General features: G+C 53.0%; 17 protein-coding genes and 1 pseudogene. 4 read left to right on the top strand and 14 right to left on the bottom strand.

Features of this window, described 5'->3' with window-relative positions:
* Positions 1-221 precede the first annotated feature (221 nt).
* Entirely contained in the window at positions 222-1,385 is a 1,164-nt protein-coding gene (gene rffA, locus QQL54_RS10725) for a dTDP-4-amino-4,6-dideoxygalactose transaminase (protein WP_284390497.1), read from the bottom strand.
* 185 nt (positions 1,386-1,570) lie between these two features.
* Positions 1,571-2,326 (bottom strand): aspartyl/asparaginyl beta-hydroxylase domain-containing protein, encoded by a 756-nt coding sequence (locus QQL54_RS10720; protein ID WP_284390494.1) that lies wholly within the window; start codon positions 2,324-2,326, stop codon positions 1,571-1,573.
* A gap of 321 nt (positions 2,327-2,647) precedes the next feature.
* On the opposite strand from QQL54_RS10720, the gene QQL54_RS10715 reads away from it, so the two are divergent.
* Positions 2,648-3,448, top strand: coding sequence for a class I SAM-dependent methyltransferase (locus tag QQL54_RS10715; protein ID WP_284390492.1), 801 nt, complete (start codon positions 2,648-2,650; stop codon positions 3,446-3,448).
* Positions 3,449-3,475: 27 nt separating this feature from the next.
* Here QQL54_RS10715 and QQL54_RS10710 read toward each other — a convergent pair whose 3' ends face one another.
* The 3 genes from QQL54_RS10710 to QQL54_RS10700 all read right to left on the bottom strand — a co-directional run bounded on the left by QQL54_RS10710 (position 3,476) and on the right by QQL54_RS10700 (position 6,598).
* The gene (locus QQL54_RS10710; RefSeq protein ID WP_284390490.1) at positions 3,476-4,426 is read right to left on the bottom strand and encodes a glycosyltransferase family 2 protein; all 951 of its coding nucleotides are present in this window, start codon (positions 4,424-4,426) and stop codon (positions 3,476-3,478) included.
* Positions 4,423-5,742: a hypothetical protein gene (locus tag QQL54_RS10705; protein WP_284390488.1), complete on the bottom strand. Its 1,320-nt coding sequence runs from the start codon at positions 5,740-5,742 to the stop codon at positions 4,423-4,425. The genes QQL54_RS10710 and QQL54_RS10705 overlap by 4 nt, the downstream gene beginning before the upstream one ends.
* 157 nt (positions 5,743-5,899) lie before the next feature.
* On the bottom strand, positions 5,900-6,598 hold the full coding sequence (locus QQL54_RS10700; protein WP_284390486.1) for a hypothetical protein: 699 nt from the start codon (positions 6,596-6,598) through the stop codon (positions 5,900-5,902).
* A 140-nt stretch (positions 6,599-6,738) separates the two neighbouring features.
* Here QQL54_RS10700 and QQL54_RS10695 point away from each other — a divergent pair, with 140 nt between their 5' ends.
* On the top strand, positions 6,739-7,785 hold the full coding sequence (locus tag QQL54_RS10695; RefSeq protein ID WP_284390484.1) for a cupin-like domain-containing protein: 1,047 nt from the start codon (positions 6,739-6,741) through the stop codon (positions 7,783-7,785).
* Positions 7,786-8,307: 522 nt separating this feature from the next.
* On the opposite strand, the gene QQL54_RS10690 is transcribed toward QQL54_RS10695, so the two are convergent.
* The 5 genes from QQL54_RS10690 to QQL54_RS10670 are packed head-to-tail and all read right to left on the bottom strand — an operon-like array spanning position 8,308 to position 10,910.
* Entirely contained in the window at positions 8,308-8,709 is a 402-nt protein-coding gene (locus QQL54_RS10690; RefSeq protein ID WP_284390482.1) for a GFA family protein, read from the bottom strand.
* Between the two features lie 5 nt (positions 8,710-8,714).
* Positions 8,715-9,692, bottom strand: a complete 978-nt coding sequence (locus tag QQL54_RS10685; protein ID WP_284390480.1) for an NAD(P)H-dependent flavin oxidoreductase — start codon at positions 9,690-9,692, stop codon at positions 8,715-8,717.
* The gene (locus QQL54_RS10680; protein ID WP_284390478.1) at positions 9,689-9,904 is read right to left on the bottom strand and encodes a tautomerase family protein; all 216 of its coding nucleotides are present in this window, start codon (positions 9,902-9,904) and stop codon (positions 9,689-9,691) included. Before QQL54_RS10680 ends, QQL54_RS10685 begins: the two co-directional genes overlap by 4 nt.
* Before the next feature lie 11 nt (positions 9,905-9,915).
* On the bottom strand, positions 9,916-10,290 hold the full coding sequence (locus QQL54_RS10675) for a nuclear transport factor 2 family protein (protein ID WP_284390476.1): 375 nt from the start codon (positions 10,288-10,290) through the stop codon (positions 9,916-9,918).
* Positions 10,287-10,910, bottom strand: a complete 624-nt coding sequence (locus tag QQL54_RS10670; RefSeq protein WP_348520732.1) for a glutathione binding-like protein — start codon at positions 10,908-10,910, stop codon at positions 10,287-10,289. Before QQL54_RS10670 ends, QQL54_RS10675 begins: the two co-directional genes overlap by 4 nt.
* Before the next feature lie 134 nt (positions 10,911-11,044).
* Between QQL54_RS10670 and QQL54_RS10665 the strand changes: the two genes are divergently transcribed.
* Entirely contained in the window at positions 11,045-11,917 is an 873-nt protein-coding gene (locus tag QQL54_RS10665) for a LysR family transcriptional regulator (protein WP_284390472.1), read from the top strand.
* A 93-nt stretch (positions 11,918-12,010) separates the two neighbouring features.
* Here QQL54_RS10665 and gloA read toward each other — a convergent pair whose 3' ends face one another.
* From gloA to QQL54_RS10650, 3 genes are all read right to left on the bottom strand, one after another.
* A complete protein-coding gene (gloA, locus tag QQL54_RS10660; protein ID WP_284390471.1) occupies positions 12,011-12,439 on the bottom strand; it encodes a lactoylglutathione lyase in 429 nt (142 codons plus the stop codon).
* A 77-nt stretch (positions 12,440-12,516) separates the two neighbouring features.
* Positions 12,517-13,005, bottom strand: coding sequence for a hypothetical protein (locus QQL54_RS10655; RefSeq protein WP_284390469.1), 489 nt, complete (start codon positions 13,003-13,005; stop codon positions 12,517-12,519).
* A gap of 124 nt (positions 13,006-13,129) precedes the next feature.
* Positions 13,130-13,498, bottom strand: a complete 369-nt coding sequence (locus QQL54_RS10650) for a hypothetical protein (protein WP_284390467.1) — start codon at positions 13,496-13,498, stop codon at positions 13,130-13,132.
* A 340-nt stretch (positions 13,499-13,838) separates the two neighbouring features.
* Here QQL54_RS10650 and QQL54_RS10645 point away from each other — a divergent pair, with 340 nt between their 5' ends.
* Positions 13,839-14,423, top strand: coding sequence for a TetR/AcrR family transcriptional regulator (locus QQL54_RS10645; RefSeq protein ID WP_284390465.1), 585 nt, complete (start codon positions 13,839-13,841; stop codon positions 14,421-14,423).
* Positions 14,424-14,427: 4 nt separating this feature from the next.
* Here QQL54_RS10645 and QQL54_RS10640 read toward each other — a convergent pair.
* A pseudogene (locus QQL54_RS10640) lies at positions 14,428-15,151 on the bottom strand (IS6 family transposase).
* Positions 15,152-15,772 lie beyond the last annotated feature (621 nt).

The following is a 15,772-nucleotide window of genomic DNA, read 5'->3' as shown; positions in this document are numbered from 1 at the left end:
AGCTGAATTGCTTACAGCCTGATTTCGAACCGAGTATGGTTTCAGACGGCGACGAGTTGGCGCCACTTCATGAGTGATGCATCACGAATGGCTTTGAAACGAGCTCGGCTTTCGAAGTGCCTTTGATTGTTGAAATGATTGTAAATTGAGGCGTGAGTTGGTCTTGGCCTAAATTCGAGGGTCTCGTGAAGCCACAGACGCAGTTTATAATTCGGTGTTGGCTAATAACTTTCAACGATATTCGTCAGAGTTTCGGAAATATATTCAATTTGCTGGAGCGAGAGATCATGATGCATGGGCAGGCGGATGATGCGTGCTGCGACATCTGTGGTCACATTCATTCGGCTTCGCGTCTGCCCCACCTGTTTCCCGAACGGCGAGGTGTGGAGCGGAACGAAATGAAACGAGGCCTCAATGCCCTTCGCATTGAGCGCGGATAGAACTTGGTCCCGTTTGTGTGTGAGGTCGATCAGAACATGGTAGATGTGGCCATTGTGCACGCACTGGGGCGGGACGACGGGCCGCCTGATCCGACCTGTCTCGGAAAGCGCTTTTAGGGACTGATGATAATACTTCCATTTGGCAATTCTGTCGGTCGTCAGTGCGGCGGCGCGCTGGAGTTGCACCTTAAGACAGGCCGCTGCCAGCTCGCCCAGCAGAAAGGACGAGCCGGTGTTGCACCATGTATAATGATCGATCGAACCCCGTTCGAAATCGCGCTGGTTCGTTCCCTTTTCCAAAACCATTTGTGCCCTTTCGATATAGTCAGGGTCGTTCATCAGCAGGGCTCCGCCTTGACCACAGGATATGTTCTTAGTGGCATGGAAGCTGATCGTCCCGAACTGCCCCATTGTACCGAGCGGTCGTCCTTTATAGGTCGCGAGATAGCCCTGCGCGCTGTCTTCTATGACGATCAGATCGTGACGGTCTGCGATCGCCAAGATCGTATCCATTTCGCAGGAAACCCCTGCATAGTGAACGACGCAGATAGCGCGGGTCCGCGCCGTGATCAGGGCTTCGATCTTCGTTTCGTCGATGTTCAGCGTGTCAACTCGGATGTCGCAGAATACAGGCGTCGCACCCCGCAAGGCGACCGAATTGGCCGTCGATACGAAAGTATAGGACGGCATGATGACTTCATCGCCTGCACCGAGGTCAAGTAGGATGCCGACCATCTCCAATGCGCCGGAACAGGAATGCGTCAGCAAAGCCCGGGCGGTACCCATCCGATCCTGCAGCCAGCTCTCGCACACCTGTGTGTTGGGTCCCGACCCTGAAATGCGCCCGGATTCGATCGCCGACTGGATCGACGCCAGCTCCTCATGTCCGACCGAGGGACGGTTGAACGGTATCGGCGCATTCGGAATACGGGGGTGGTGTGACATGAATACTGATGAATCCTGCGCTATGCGATGCGATCATCGTCACCTTTGCAGGGTCGACTCTACGCCTGATTATCCCGGCGCACCTTTCGTATGTAAAGACGATTTATCGGGGTCTCTTGCCAGGTGGTTGGCACTGAAGAGGGACCTGTCCTAGCCTGAACCGAACATCTTTTTTTGAGGGTTTGTCAAAACACCCTGTCAAAGCCGCGTTTAACCCCGATGGCGGCTCGAATGCCGACGGATAGCAGGCGGTGGGTCGTCAACACGACCGGGTCCGGACAGTTTTTGAGCCAAGGCGCTTTCTGGGCGGCGTATTTCGTCAGCAAGGAGGCAAAAGTACGACTGGCCACCTGGGCGTCCGTGTCGGCGATATTGTTTCTGACAGTGTCGAAGATCACGACAATCCTGACCTCTTTCGTTCTGTTCCAGACGCAATGGCGATGGATGGCGTTGAAGGCGACCAGCTCCCCTTCCGTCCAGGAAAACCTGTCCCATCCAACCTTCATGCCCAGATCGTCCGAACCGGACGGGACTTTGATGGCAAAATGATGCCGGATGACACCGTCTGTATCGCCGTAATGTCCGGGAATGTCGCTATCGGGTTCCAGAACTGAAATCGTCGCCAAAACCAGGCGCGGTATCTTTTTCAGCACGGCGTACAGCACGGGGAAGTCGGCGATGTTCTTCCGGTTGTTCAGTCGAAACAGCACGAGCGTACGAGATTTCCATCCCGTAAACCCCTTCACGTCGTTACCATAGGCAAGGGTGAAGCTCTCATATTGGCTTGCATACTCGCGCAGGATTTCCTCGCGGATCGCGCCGAAATTGTCCTTGAGCAGCGCCTCAGTCCGAGAGCCCTTCATGTCGTAGAGCGTGGGTTCGGAACCCGCATATCGGCGGGGTGTCAGGTAGTAACTAACATTGTCACCCACTCGGTTCACAGCGGTTCTTTCTTCGTTGCAGGATCGCCCGCGTCTCAGAGCAGGCCAAGCCAGGTCGAATCAAGGCGGAAAACAGGTAAGCCCTTTCCGGCACGCTAGCATCCTTGCCCGACGAGTTGATTGCAATCGAGGGCTGAATTTATTAAGTTGAGCTACGAAGTTTCGCCTGGCCCGCAATGTTCTGGACTGACGCGCGCGACGCGGTAATCGAAAGGCCGTTATGTTCGCCCGTTCGTTGATGTCGTCACCCTGAGGTACACCATAGGCTCCGCTTTTCCTTCCGTCCTTTGTGACAGTCTTCCGGGTGCATTGCGTGACACATTGGATGCGTTGACGCGTACCGAAGCGGTCTCGACTTCCGTTCTCGATGTTCTAGAAGCCGAAGCGCGCTTCGGTTGGGACGAGGTTAGCCCGTATGTAAAGCCCAATGATCGCTGTCTGGAAATCGGGGCAGGGTCGTGCCTTTTGTCCGCCATGGCCGCGAGCAGGGTCGCGTCCATCACGGCTCTCGAACCCCTGTCCCAGACCTTTTCCCTCAGCGAACCCATTCTAGACGCTGTCGGCCGTCAGGGCCTTTCGAACATGTCGATCGAGCGCACGACCCTCTATGACTTCGAGCCGGAAGAGGGGTTCGATTTTATCTGGTCGCTGAATACATTCGAACATCTGGACGATTGGAGGTCGGGGGTGCTGAAGACGCTCTCACTGCTGAAGACGGGGGGCAGGGCCATCATTCTATGTCCGAATTACAACATCCCCTACGAATCCCATTTCGGCATTCCGATCTTGGGATCGACCACTGCAACCCGGCGGCTGTTCGGGCGGAGCATAGCTCGATACGAGGCGGAGCATCGGTGCGACGGTCTGTGGGACTCGCTGAACTTCATCAAGGCGTCCGAGGTCGGACGGTTCGCCCGCGTACAAGGGATCGACCTGACGTTCGACAGGAGCGCGACGATCCGCATGTTCGACCGTTTCGCAACCGACCGGCACTTGGCCGATCGACACGCTATCCTAGGTCCGCTTGTCGGGTTTGTTCAGGCCAAGGGACTGCACAGGATCTGGAGGGCACTTCCGGATCGGTTCCATCCCTACATGGCGATCCACATAGATAGACGGTGAAGGTCAGCCCGACTTCGCTTGTGCTCACTAGTCAGAATTCTTGCGGTACACAGACCGGATGATGGTATTGGGACGCGCCTTGATTTCGTCAAAGATACGTGACGTATAGAGCCCGACCAAGCCGATAGTGCTCGTCAGCAAACCCCCGATGGCCCAGATCGACAGAAGGATTGCCATGGACAGTGTGGGCAATTGTCTCTCCACCACGGCTGTGACCAACACGACCAGAGCGGCAATCAGGACGGCGAGCGACAGCAACAGCCCGATAGCAAGAACGAAATGCAGAGGTCGGCTAGAAAACGAGGTCAGCGCCTTCACAGCCAATGAGGTTCGGCGAAACAGTGTGTACGAGGTGGTGGCGCTATCGGGTTTCACAATTGGGACTGTGACCTGCGTAAAACCCGTATAGCTGAATAGGCCGGGCAGAAAGGCCGATCGTTCTTCCATCGTCAAAAAAGCATCGAGGAAGGGACGTGTCATGAGGCGAGCTGCCGTCATGTTTGGTTCCACCGGATGGGCGGACAGGAAATTGAACAGCTTGTAGAAGGCCGTGGACGGGATCTTCCGCAGGGCGGCCGTCCCGCTCATGTCGCGAACGCCGTATGCCAGATCGGCGTTATTCTGGGTTATGGCCGTGTGCAGGTCTTGAAAGCAATCCGGGTCTTCCTCGAGGTCGGAATCCAGAACGAACACCAGCTCGCCCGATGCATGTTCCAGACCCGTTCGAACGGCTTGATGTTGCCCGAAATTTCGTGACAGCACGATCAGAGTGATAGAATCGTGGATCTGAATATAGGACTTTACGATGTCGGCGGACCGATCCGGACTGCCGTCATCGACGAGAATGATCTCGAATGCTTCGCCAAAGGCTTTGCCCAGGCGCAGACATCGGTCCAGAAATTCCTGCAGTCCATGTTCCGATTTATATAGTGTCGAGACGATCGAGAGCCGGCAGAGGCGGGGCGCCGCGCGCGTCATGGATTGGGCTCTTGAGCCGGGCCTGACGCAGGTTCTTGCACAGGTTCTGGAGCCGGGTCTCCAAGCCACCAAAACGGATCACTGACGCTGCCCAATCCGACCGCTTCCAGTCCGGCACGCTCTACGGCGGGACGTGTGAACGCCGCCAAAACAACGAAGCACGGCAGAACTATGATGAAGGCCTTGCGGATGAATTCGGATTTGGCCCAGGCTGGCGCTGTGTAGAAAAGCCAAGCTATGAGAATAAGGAAACCGCTCGACGATATGATCGCTTTGTAGCCCAACATCGCCGTCAGATGCATGGGGCGCATCTTTATCGGAATATAAGTCACGAAGCCGGCAAGAACTATGATGACGAATACCAACGGGATGAGCGCATTCGCGGACCGCGACGAAAAAGCGGAGATCAGAATCCTATAGCTTAACATCAGAAATCCGACACAATAGGCGCCAGCCAGAAACCGCCACGATGTCAGGTGGCTGAAAATGACGAGATCGGTTTTTAGGCTGTGATACCCATTCTGACCCGCCAGGATCGTCTCCGGTCCGATATAGGTGTAGCTGGGAGAGAAGGACAGAAAACCAGGAAGGATCGATGTGATCACCATGTGAAGATAGGTCAGATAATTGATAAACATATCCTCCACCGCCAGGAGCAGATGATCATAGCTAAAGACCATTTCGTTTTCATGTCCATGCATGACATGCTGCCCGGCAAATTGGAGCCGCGCCGCGATATAGACAAGCAACACGCCAAACACGCTAAGCGCCACGATGGCCGACCGTTTTCTGAGGTCGGCATGATCCGTCCTGCGGGCCCAGACATGGATCAGGATTGCCGACAGAATGGTCGGGATTGCCAGATTGACCCAAAATTCGAAACACAAAGCCAGAAAGATCCAGCTGAGCACAAGCCCGGCAACCCATTTATAGGAGGTCGAGGCGTGTGTAAGATACCGGATCGAAACGAATGCCGTGATCGCTGCAAAAGCTAAAAACAAGTGGATGGTCGAGGCCATGCCGTAGACCATACCGTAATTCAGACTGGTCGACAGGCTGACCATGAAGCCCAGCACAGCTGTGAAAAGCAATGATCGAGTAAAAGTGTAGGCCACAGTCGCAAAGCTCGCAACATGCAGGCTTGTGAAGATGAAATAAACCGTCGCCGGAGAGAAGGTGTTCCATAGGAAGGTGGCTGTAATGATCATGATTGGCGACCAGCTATAGCGGTTTCCGCCCATATCGATCGGCAGAAAAAGTCGCCAGAAGTTGGTGTCCCAATAGGAGGAAATAGTGTCGACTGTTTCCGGATTCATGACAAATGAAAGGGGGCCCCACTCGTATTCCGGTGGCATTGCTAACCAACGATAGCCAATATTTGTCACGACGAGGATCGTGACTAAGGCGATGAATGTTCTCCATTCAAATTTCGTCCGCCACCGTCCTGCATCGTAAAATCCAAAGGGCCTCATTTCACCGGACTTTCTCAGGGTACGCCTCAAATTTAGCCGCACGAGTCTGTGGTCGGTCTAAGGGCCGCAACCAGATATGATAGCAGTAACGTTCCGACCTTAGCGTCCAGTTGAGCGACTCGTAGATAGCGCGCGCCACGTGATTGCGGCTTTGAGTCACCACCTGTCCATACGTGACGTCTCTTTCCAGAAACCAGTCACACGACGCCTTGCAGAATTGTTGTGTGAAGTTCCGGCCTCTCCATTCAGGGACAACGGAAAGCAACGCCGGATTGCCGACCGTTCTGCCATCTATATGAAGAACCCGCGAGATCAGCATTGCGACAATCCCATCCAGCGGGTCGCTCGCGACGTGAATCGTCTGATCCGGATTATTCAGCGCGCGATCCACCCACGTAACAAAGAGTCGGTCCGCGTCAGCCTTGGGAAATAGCGTGTCGAAATAATAACGCGAATGTTCCCCCGCCATCATGGCTAGCCTGTCCAGTTTCGCGCGGCTATCAAAGCCAGCATAGGCCCGGACAGGGCTGTCTATGTGACGTTTCCAGAAATGATTCTTTCGGTAATCGATTTCATAGGTGACGGGCTTGTCGGCTAGGAGCATGGAATAGGGCAGTTTTTCGCGGATCGCTTCGTCGGCATGGACGACCAGCAGGGACACATCATCACGCAGAGCAGACTGCAAGGCGTCATCCAGCAATCTTGCCGACCCTTTGGAAAGGTCGGCTTGCCCTACGCGGAATCCAAAAAAAACACTATCCCAATCTAGAAATTGGTAACATGCATTTACGACTCGCAAGTTTTATGCTCCGATCTTGGACAGTCTAAATCACTTAACTGGTGGGCTTGAATACAGTGGCGCAACAGGCCTTCATCAGATTTCCATTATCGCTCAGATTTATCTATCTTTGTCGTCATCTGGCTAACACGCAAAACCTATTTCTCAAGTGGGAAAAACGATGCCTTGATCGCCTCCACGCGAATGCGCGAGACTTGCCCAAAGGGCGGGTCTTACCCGTACGAGAATTCACACCCGACACATTCGATGCCGCGATCATCAAGTCGATGTCGAGGCGCGAAACCTTTCCGATCGTCATTCGCGGCTTCGCCGATCCTGACCTTTTGACACTCGAAAATTTAAGCTCGAACTACGGCAACGCCATGGTTCCTGTACACCCCAATGCCAATCTGAAGTCGGGGGCTATCTACCGTTCCCTGACACACCGACCGCTTGCGGACGTCATCGAAGATATTGAGTCGGGGAAAAGCATCTACACGGTAGCTGCAACGGAAATTTTCGGGGCCTATCCTGAGTTATCGGAACACACTCAGACCTCCCGAATCGAAAAGATCGCGCAGGTCGACATCATTAAGGATGAATTTTTTATCGGCGCGGCCAAGACTGGATCAAACTTCCACGCTGCCCCGGCGGACAATTATTTTCTCATGGTCCAGGGTCGAAAGCTCTGGCGTCTGATCGACCCACGCAACAGTCTTGCTATGTATCCGACATTTGGTCGTCAAAGAGAGTCGGCAGCCGTCATTTCGCCCATCACATCTAAGGATTACGACCCCGGTCAATACCCCTTGTTCGAAAAGATCGATATGTACGAAGTCGAACTTCAGCCCGGCGACCTCCTCTACAATCCGACCATGTGGTGGCATGAGGTGGAAAATCTCGACGCTACGATTGGGGCGCCGCACCGCGTCGTCCCGCGTTCGCGTTATGACTTTACAGGCCTGATTATCCTTTTGAGGATGGCCACATTCAAATATTACACAGCCGCATTCAGAGATTTGATAAGAGGCAAAAATTCAAAAGTCGCTGAACTTTCCGACACTCAGGTCATGACGACCTATGGTGGTCAGCCAAAGAAGACCCTATAAATGTCTGACGTCAGCGCCGTTGATCTTCACGAAGGGCATTGTCGGGCGGTGTCAGGGGAAAGTGTGTTCCTCCCACGTATCGATCGACAACCACTCAGCATCTACGTTCAAACGAGTTGATCTCAAATTTAGGGATGTGAGATGCCTCTCCAAAACAGCCTAGTATCGGGCTGCTTTTGATCTCTCTGAGCGTCTCTTCAGCCGCGATCTCAGGCCACCCCCCGTTACTACGAACTATTCTCACCGCCAGCGATCTAGTCACGAATCTGTTGTTCTTCGCCCCACAAACCGCTGAATTCATCGTGTTCTCATATAGTTTCCCTGATCCTCTTTATCAGGGAAATTGTGTTTCGACAGCAGGGAAGGAGAGCAAGTGGGCAGGCATTTTTGTTTACATGAACAGGCTACCAGTCTGAGCTGGCAATGCCATTCTCGGTCATCGACCGAGCCTGGAATATTGCTTCAAACGCACTTTTCCCTAACAATGCCCAAAGAGGCGTTCATGTGCTTTGCGTTCTCGGTTCACGGGAACCTAAGATGGGAAGAAACAAGCTCCAGCTCAGACGCCCATGCAGGTTGCTCCGACGCAAATATTCTGAGCCGTTCGGCCACATTTACTGATGCGCTTAGCGATCCGGCCGGGACGACAATCTTCGTGCCGTCTCCGTTCACCCAAGGGACACCGGATCCACATGTCTGGCAGAACGACTTGGAAATATCGCGCCCCGGAACCTGATAGCTGATAATATTGTCCGCGCCTTCTAGCCACTCGAACGCTTCAATTGCCACAAACAGGTTAGATGCAAACGCCGATCCCGTGATTTGGCGGCACTGGTCGCAGCTACACAGAAACAATTTCTCGAAAGCATTGACCACTTCGAATGATACGGCGCCGCATAGGCAGAACCCCTTGATCTTCTTCATCACCGCTATCCTTTGCTATCCCGCTCAACAAACCTGTTGATGCGCCGTAAATGATCTTCAGCCTGCGAAACTATTCTGTGAAGCGTGTCATGCGCTGGTTCGATAGCCTGAATGAGATCAGTAGCCTCGCCGACAATCACAGGAACAATATCTGTGTCATCCTCAGCTCCGGCGGCTTCAAAACGAGCTTGTTCCTCGGTAAGGTTTTGTCTGAGGCCCTGAATGTCTTCGCTCCATCGCTGGGTAAAGTTATTGCGCATAGCACGGATGTTCCAGTTGGTTGGCCAATCGAGACCACGCACTAGGTCGAATACGCAGCTGCGCTCGGTATCGTCACCGGTGCCACGTAGAGCGGCCTGCTTAGCATTCTCGCTAGCCAGTGATTCTTTGCTGGTGAAAAAGCCGGTTCCGCATAATGCGCCCGAGGCTCCGAGAGCCAGAACTGCAGCCAAACCACGCCCATCGGCGATCCCGCCTGCCGCTATGACTGGTATGCCCTTAGCGATATCGACGACCGCTGGAACAAAAGGCAATGTAGCTCTGCTACCCCCGTGTCCGCCCGCCTCGGTGCCCTGTGCCACAATGGCATCGACGCCAGCGTCCAAAGCTTCTCGTGCTTGGTCTAGCGTCTGCACTTGAAGTATAAGTTTCGTCGGTGTGTTCCTAAGTTTTGGGAGAAACGGTTGGACATCACCAAATGAGAGCATCAGGACGGCGGGCGCACGGTCGAGAACCAGATCCAGCAACTCCGGCTTGCGCGACAGAGACCAAGTTATAAAGCCCACTCCGATCCGTGCATCGCCCGCTTCGTCGAACTCACGAGCGAGCCAATCAGCGTCGCCATACCCTCCACCGATCAACCCCAGACCACCAGATCGACTCACTGCGGCGGCAAGAGCGCCGCCGCTAACGCCCGCCATGGGTGCAAGAAAAACAGGATGCTCGATGCCGAACAGGTCGCAGAGAGGCGTACGAAGGGTCATTTTTCTCGCTGCGCTACTTCGCGTCTGAACTGTGTGACCGGAAGTCCACCAACCCCCCAATCCTCAAGGTCCACTTCGTCGATGACGACGAAAGTCGTTGCCGGAGACTTGTCGAGAACCCTGACTAATAGGTCGGTAGCGCCGCTAATCAATGCAGCTTTCTGATCATTGGTGACACCCTCGCGGGTTACCTTGATATTTACATAGGGCATATCGGTTTCTTTCAGGTCTTGCGTTCAGTGATTTGGAAAATCTTGGCCATGATCGACCATGCGCCATCGGTTCGAACAAGGGTCAGCAAGTCGACAAAGTCTTTCGAGCCGATGGAACAGCGCACACGGGCAAAGGCAGTATTCTCGCCTGCGAACTCTATAGACTCGATAAGGTCGCGCCGCGTTTCATCACGTGAAGCCGGGGAAACGCGTTTCGCCACCACCGGAAAATACTCTTCCATTGTACGGTATAGCATCGGCGTTTCATCCGCCGTTGCATAGATGGCTTTTGGGTGAAACGCGTGTGCCAGCCTGTCAATGTCGGCATGGTAGAGACCATCGAAATAGATCTCTAACACACCGGCTACTGCAGCAAATGCAGTCATGTTGACTGCTCCATTAGGCCCTCTGCCACCATCGCCTTGATCGAGGCAGGACGTGCCGCGATATTCGCCATATAAGCCTGAATTTTGGGATATGCGGCAAGACTTATACCGACAAAACCTGCCCAGTTAAGCACTACAAAAGCATATGCGTCCACAACAGTGAATGTGTCCCCGAGGAGATAAGCGCGACCATCGTCAAGGCGCTGTTCGATATGCGCGGCGCGGCGGTTGACGCCAGCCTCGGCCTTCTGCCTTGCTTCGCCGTCAAGCTCCTTACCCGAAAAAAACGGACCAAAGGACGTATGGAGCTCAGACGATACAAAATTGAGGGCTTCCTGAAGACGAGTGCGCTCCATCGTACCGTTCGGCGGTGCAAGCCCGGCATGTGGTGACTGATCAGCCAGATACTGCAGCACGGCAGGATTTTCCGTGATAATCTCACCATCGTCGGTGATCAGAGCCGGAACATAGCCGTTCGGGCTGATTTTGCGGAAATCCTCGCCCGCTTCAGTCGTGCCCGCATCGGTGTCTGTTTTGTCGAGTTCGAACGAGCCGCCGAGTTCGTTCAGGATGATATGGGATGCCATTGAGCATGCTCCGGGTTTGTAATGAAGTTTCATATGCGGTTCCCTTTCAGAGACTCGTCGTGCGAATTCGGGAACGGTAACGATCAATATAAATCATAAATAGCATTGATTATTCACTATAACGATCTACAAAACTAATCATATTGAGCGACGGATCGACTTTTGTGATGACATATGAACAACTGGTCGTGCTGCACGCCATCGTTACGGAAGGGACCTTTCGTGGCGCGGCCGAGCGTCTCAACAAATCTCAATCAGCCATTAGTCATATGCTCAAGAAACTTGAGACCGAGATCGGTATCACTCTGCTATCGCGTGAAGAATACCGACCAAGCCTAACCCCATCAGGCGAAGTGTTTTACCGCCAATCGACGCGTGTCATGCAGCAGATGAAAGAACTGAGTATCGTTGCAGGAAATCTGAACGCTAGGCAGGAGCCAGAGGTATTTTTGGCCGTGACCGCCACGTTTCCATTGAAGCCGATTCTCGAAATCATAGGCGCCATCAAGGAAGAATACCCCGCCACTCATATACGTTTGTCACGGGAAAGCATGGGGGGGCCGATCGAACAGCTTCTACGAAATGACGCTGACATCATTATTGCGACGATGGACGGGGTTCCCGTTGAACAGGTGGAGGCATTGTCCTTTGCACAGGTGACAATCGCACCTGTGGCCCATCCAGACTTCGAACCCGCCCGAAGTTCACACATGAAAACTATAAATGAGATGCAAAGCTATACCCAAGTGGTCGTTGCGGACAGCGGTAGTGGCGAGTTTACACAAAGCAGAGATTTGCTGCCCGGTGGCTTTCGATGGACCGTTTCGGACTTCGCTGCCAAAAAAGAGATATTACAGGCCAAGCTGGGCTGGGGCGGAATTCCTACGCATATGATCGAGGGTGAGCTGGCTCGGGGCGAATTAGTAATTCTCAATGTTGAAGGTTATCAAAGACGCCAATCGCAGCTGTTTCAAATGCGCAAGCGCGACAAAGATGTTGGTATTGTGGCGCAAGCAATCTGGAAACAACTCCGCGGATAACGTAGAATATGACCTATCGCGTCGCAAATAGAGCGGCCAAATTATTAAGGCGGCATCAGGCGCGTCGAGATTTTGACATGCGATTTTCGCATACTACTTTACCGCTTCGATTAACTCGATGCTATATCCGTCGGGATCGTTCAAAAACGCGATAACTTCTTTCTCCCCGGTCTCAATGGGCGCAAATTTCATTGGGCCTGCTGGCCTTGTCACCTTAACGCCCATTTTTGTCAGACGCTCGCAGGCTGCGTATATATCCGATACTTCAAGCGCGATATGGCCATAACCGTTACCGTGCTGATAGCTCGTTTCGTCCCAATTCCATGTCAACTCAACCGTGGGAGCCAATGGGTCGTCGCCATATCCCATAAATACTAGAGTGAAGCGGCCTTCGGGGAAGGTCTCGCGCCGAATCTCGCGCATACCCAGAGCGTCCTGATAAAAAGCTATAGAGCGATCAAGATCGCCCACGCGTACCATCGTGTAAAGAATGCTTGTCGGAAGGTTGGTTTGTTCGATCATTCAAATTCTCTTTGCGAGAGGTAAAGTGCCGACAAGTCACGACGTGTGACTTGTCGGCTAAAGAAAGTAACTTTGGCTTATTTAGTACAAACTTCACCGCTGTAGCGGACCAAGCCCTCCATGTTAGTAGGGTCCCGCAAGTCGACCAGGCCATAGCTGTTGAAAGAGCCGTTGGCGCCTTCCATTGTTCCGCGTCCGGTACCCTCTTGGATGTCATAAGTGATCTCAATCATGAAACGTCCCGGTTTGCCGGACACAGACGTCAGAACTCCGAGGTCTTTGGTCTGGAACGCGCCGCCATCGGCACGACCAAAATAATGCTCCATATCCATTTCCAGACCTGTAGCTGTTTCGCGCTGACCTGTAATTTTTCCCGCTGCGTTTTGCACACTGCCCGTCAAGGTGGCGGAGATAATGATGGGATTACCTTCACCTTCGCCGAAGAAGTTCGGGATTGCGACTCCACCAATGGGGGAGCAGATACCGGTTCCGGCCGAAGCGTTTGTTGCGCCCGCAAGGGAGATCACGGAAGCAAGCGCCAGTGCAACTAGAGAGAGTTTAGACATAATTTTTCCTTTGAATGAATTGTGGTAAATCGTAGTAATTGTAGGCGGATGATCTCCGCCTGAGCTGGCCCCAGTTTTAAGGCCAACTGCTTGTTTTGGCGGCGAAGCTATTGTTTCTTGTGGCTCAGGCGGCCTTGATATCCATCGCCTGTTGAATGTCACCGAGACGGAAAACCTGCCCGGCCCCGGCCCAGCCACCGTCGTTGACTTCATAGAGCATGGCCCAGTGATTGAGCCTGTCCTCGTAAGGACCAACAACATCATCGACGATACGACCAATTTCAGCGACAAGGCTCGTTCTGGTTTCGTCGTTTAATGCGCCCTGCGGCGTTGTGACAGCGATCCGAAACGGGGGTTTCTCAAGCGGTGTTCCACCAACGTAAAACGCTCCCTCTGGCTTTTCATTGAAGTGAGCCCAAACCAGCGACTGTGCGCCTGCGCTGTCTAATGGGGCCCTTTCAGCCTTCAATACGGCATTCGAAAGCTGAGACATCAAAGCATCTTGTTGCGATTTATCCAGATCACCCCTTGGGGCGTCTACTTGAATGAGTGGCACAATAATTTCCGATCTTTGTTTGGGTTAAATGTAATAGCGTCAGTTGAGGGCGCGATTAGTGGTAGTCACCGCTGCGACCGTTCTAAATTTGCGGCGGCTGATCCGTGTTTCGTTTGACGACCTTGTCGGGTGCTTCATCTGGTTTCTCTTGTGACGATATCGCCCGTGTGAACGGTTGCGATTTGGCGGAACCTTCTATATAACGATCACTATATAACGATCACTATGTCGTCAACCTAAAAATAACGATCGCTATAAAATATCGAAAGGACATCCGATGACCCAGTCACCCACGAAGAAAGAACAGACACGCGCGCGCATTCTGGACGCTGCAAGCCAGAGCTTCAGAGGCAAGGGTTATTCAGGAACTGGAGTTGATGGGATTGCTAAGGCGGCCGGAGTCACATCAGGGGCGTTTTACGCTCACTTCGGTTCAAAAGACGGCGCGTTTGAAGCTGCTCTCGCAGTCGGAATGAACGAAGTGATGGAGAGCATTCCGACTTTTCAAAGAAAATTTGGATCTGATTGGATAGGTGCTTTTGTCGATTATTATCTAGGCGAGGCACATCGGAATGATCTTGCCTGCGGGTGTGCGATGACAACCCTGTCGCCCGAAGTGGCGCGGGCCGATCCCGAACTGCACATGGCGTATGAAGCGAAGATGAAAAAAATTGTATGTTTGATCGCTGATGGTTTGGACGGCGGCTCGGATGAGGACCGCCAAGACAGGGCATGGGCGATGTTGAGCACACTGATCGGTGGATTGACACTTTCACGCGCTGTCGCAAACTCAGAGGTCGCAAATAGGATTGCCTCGGCAGCTCGCACCACGGCATTGTCAGCGCAAACGACTGTGGCCTGACTTCCTACAAATCCGCTCGCCTCAATGCGACGATCAGCTTCCGCCACTCTGCGAGTGAGGCGTCACGCATGGATTTAAAGGAAGTCCTACTTTCGAGATGTCTCTGATGGTTGAAGTGGTTGTAGACTGAGGCGTGAGTGGAAACGAACTTTTGTAAGGTAGAGGTTCGCCTGAACCGGGTCATGCCTCGCTCTCGTCCCCGGATTGGTCGATGTGAGTTTCCCGCTCGGTTGTTCGCATATTGCTCTGTGTTCTGGCGGCTCTGATTGCCAATAGCGCGCATGGCAGCGCCGTAAGATCTGAGCTTATCCGTGACGACAATTCGCGGTGGACCATAGCGTTTCATCGCTTTCTTCAAAAACTGTAACGCTGCGATTTTGTCCAGATTTTTGGTCGCAAAACACTCTAGAACCTCGCCCTTATGGTCGACAGCTCGCCATAGATAATGCTGGACGCCGTTGATCCTGACAAAGACTTCGTCGAGATGCCATTTCTATTGCGTATGTTCACGCAGAAAGACTGATCGTTTCGACCGGGTTTGCTTTGCGAAAATTGGTCCGAACCGATCGACCCAAAATTCGGATACTCTCGTGGCATATGTCGACACCGCGCTCATGAAGCAGATCTTCTACGTTCCTAAGCGACAGAGGAAAACGCACATACATCATAACGGCCAGTTGGATGATCTCGCGGGATGTCTTGAAGTATCGGAAAGAGTTCTGCGTCATACGGTAGCCCTAGCAGATTACTGCAATCGCGCTTTCCCCTGACAACGCCCTTTTTTCATCTAACGATCCGCTCTTGGGCCATGGTTGATTGGAAAAACCAACGCGCATTCCTTGGGATGCAAAACTAACCAACCCCAACTTCCCCGCTGCAAACCGCATCTGCTCAGAAATATCTTGGAGCGGAATTCCTCGATCTGAGACGGGTCTTAAAATAGCCGGAAAGTTAGATCCTTTTGGGTCTTACGTAGAGTTTCTTGAGGGCCCTTTCCCGGCTAAGTCCCCGTTAGTAGGGGAAATTCTCACACGAGATATCTTGGAGGCCTTGAGCATGAGGTCGAGGAGCAGTTTCGCCAATTTTATATCGACGAGCTGGAGCAGTGCCGGAAGATCATCCCGATGCTGGAAGTGCTCAGCGGGGAAACAACAAAGCCTCAGTCCATGTTCCAAGCCCACAAAAGGGAGAAACGGCTGGAATGATATGCTTGCCTGCCGCGATTGACATGCAGCGCCTGAACATAATGGCTTAGGCCAGAGCCTAAACCGCCCAAAATAGGACGCTCGAACTGACGTCTTTTGGTTATTCAAAGCCTGTCTTCGACTGGCCATGTATAGAAGGTTCTC

Origin of the sequence: Algimonas ampicilliniresistens (assembly GCF_030159955.1) — a bacterium.
Classification (GTDB): domain Bacteria; phylum Pseudomonadota; class Alphaproteobacteria; order Caulobacterales; family Maricaulaceae; genus Litorimonas; species Litorimonas ampicilliniresistens.
The sequence above is the reverse complement of the archived record's forward strand: the minus strand, read 5'-3'. Positions and strand labels throughout refer to the sequence as shown.